Source organism: Pseudoalteromonas sp. SR45-5 (genome assembly GCF_014163565.1).
Taxonomy (GTDB): domain Bacteria; phylum Pseudomonadota; class Gammaproteobacteria; order Enterobacterales; family Alteromonadaceae; genus Pseudoalteromonas; species Pseudoalteromonas distincta.
Map to the genome: position 1 here is coordinate 1 of NZ_JACJDN010000600.1, position 2,428 is coordinate 2,428.

The 2,428-nt window shown below is 37.6% G+C and carries 2 protein-coding genes; both read left to right on the forward strand.

Going from position 1 to position 2,428, the window contains the following annotated elements:
- A partial coding sequence (locus H5072_RS16975; RefSeq protein ID WP_182694207.1) for an MFS transporter occupies positions 1-927 on the forward strand: 927 nt, incomplete at its 5' end.
- Between the two features lie 24 nt (positions 928-951).
- Positions 952-2,097 carry an MFS transporter gene (locus tag H5072_RS16980; protein WP_182694208.1) on the forward strand — a complete coding sequence of 382 codons (1,146 nt, stop codon included), beginning with the start codon at positions 952-954 and terminating at the stop codon, positions 2,095-2,097.
- Positions 2,098-2,428: the final 331 nt, after the last annotated feature.

Consider the following 2,428-nt stretch of genomic DNA (forward strand, 5'->3'; position numbering starts at 1 on the left):
ATTTTGTCGAGCTTATTAGTAGTGGCTTGTAGTGCAGCAATGCTTGCACCTAACTTACCTTTATTACTTATATCGGTATTTTTAATTGGTGTAAGCGCCAATATAACCCAGCAATTAATACCCTTTGCAGCATCGCTTGTATCGAGCGAGCAAAAAGGTGCCACGTTAGGCACATTAATGATGGGCTTAACTATCGGTATTTTACTTTCAAGAACGTTAAGTGGATTTGTAGGTGAGCAATTTGGTTGGCGAAGTGTATTTTTAATGTCGGCAGTACTCGCAGCATTATTTGGTATATTACTGCGCGTGTTTTTACCTAGCAATAAGCCACACACTAATTTGCGTTATTGGCCTCTCATTAAAAGTACGTTGGCGTTGTTTATTAAACATAAATCACTGCAGCATTTTACACTTTCGGGCGCATTTTGGTTTGCATCATTTAATGTGCTTTGGGCAACACTTGCAATTTATGTTAGTGATGAGCCATTTAACTACAACGCTCAACAAGCTGGTTTATTTGGTGTAATAGCATTGGCTGGCGTAATAGGCGCTAAGTCATCGGGTAAATGGGTCAGCAAACTAGGGTCTAAAGCTCTAATTATGATTGCACTTACGCTTGCGGCAATCGGCTTTGCTATTACAGGTTTGTTTAATGGCAGTTTAGCGTCGTTGGTTATTGGTATTATTTTAATCGACTTTGCCATATTTAGTGCGCAAGTGGCTAACCAAGTGCGTGTTTTTAGTATTGAACCCACTGCGCAAAGTCGCATAAATGGAATTTACATGCTGGGTTATTACATTGGAGGCGCTGTTGGCTCAATGGTTGGTGTTAAGGCATTTGCACTTTATCAATGGCCTGCCGTTGTTGCTGTAAGCATTATATTTATTTTGCTAAGTGGCATTTTTAATTCATTTGCTAAAAAGTAATCGCTTAAAACTTAAGGAGTAAAAATGAATACATTGAAAACAGCGGGTAGCTTTACATTACTGTGTATTGCCAGCTTAACTATTATGGTGGGAACCCTACTTGCGCCAGGTTTAGTAAGTATTTCACAAGGATTAGGTATAACCGATAACACCGTACTTTTAATTACGTTGCCATCGTTAGGAGCTGTGGTGTTTGCGCCCTTCGCAGGAAAATTAATTGATAAATACGGCGCTTATAAACTTTTAGTAATTGGGTTATTTTTATATGGGGTTGAAGGTGCCAGTGCTTACTTTTTAAAAGGCCCAACGCTTGTATTTGCTAATCGATTTTTACTCGGCGGTATAACGGCAGTGGTTATGGCAAGTTGTACGGTTTTAATTTCTGATTGGTACACAGGCGAAGCACGCCTTGGCATGATTGCAAAACAAGGTATGGCGATAGAGTTAGGCGGTGTTATATTTTTATTTTTAGGTGGATTATTAGCCTCGCAATTTTGGGCGCTGCCATTTTCACTTTATTTAATAGCGTGGGTATTTTTGGCTATGCTTTTATTGTTTGTGCCAAATAAAAACTCAGTGGCTAGTAATAACGATGAAGTGTCAGAACATCTACACCACAAAGCTAATAATGGCCTCTCGTTAAAAAGCGTTTATGTAATTTCAACACTCGCGATGACCATATTTTTTACGTCTACTGTGTTACTGCCCATCGTAATGAACGAGGAAAACTTTGACGAATCACAAATAGGCCAACTACTCGCATTTATATCTTTAGTGGCTGTAGTTACTGCAGGCTTTATGCCTAAAATAACAAAGAAGCTTGGTGAGCCCAAGGTTTTGGCATTTGCCTTTTTAGCGTTTAGTTTATCGTATATTTGTTTTACACAAGTAAGCACCCGACCTTTAATTTTAGGCGCAATATTAATAGGTATAGGATTTGGTTTTAGTATTCCGCTTTTAAACCATATGACGGTAGAGCTCAGCGATGTGAAAGTACGCGGCCGTAACTTATCGTACTTTACGATGGCTGTATTCTCGGGTCAGTTTTTTACCTCATTTATGGAATATATACCTGGTGGTGAGAAAAACGTATTTATAATTTGTAGCGTTTCAGCATTTATAATTGCACTGGTATTATTTTTTAAACCGACCAAAGCAAAGCAGTCGTAACTTACAAAAGAGCATTTTTATAAATGCTCTTTTTTTATCTAAACTTCTCACTTCCCACTTTACTATTTGCACTACTTCCCTGATTATTTTTTCTAATTTGACTCTATTGCTAAGTTTAGCATTATAGCAATACTTAGTATGATGTGTTCTTTTGCTATAAAGCCACCAGCTAATATATAATAATTGCATTAAGAGTATAAAAAATGGTGAAACTATATTGAAATTGCAAAGTGCTTGCACTGATTATTGCTGATCACAAAGGCGTAAGGCTAATTAAAAGCAGTAACAAATAGGTGTGATATATGCTCATAGGTACTGCCTGTATTCTAAC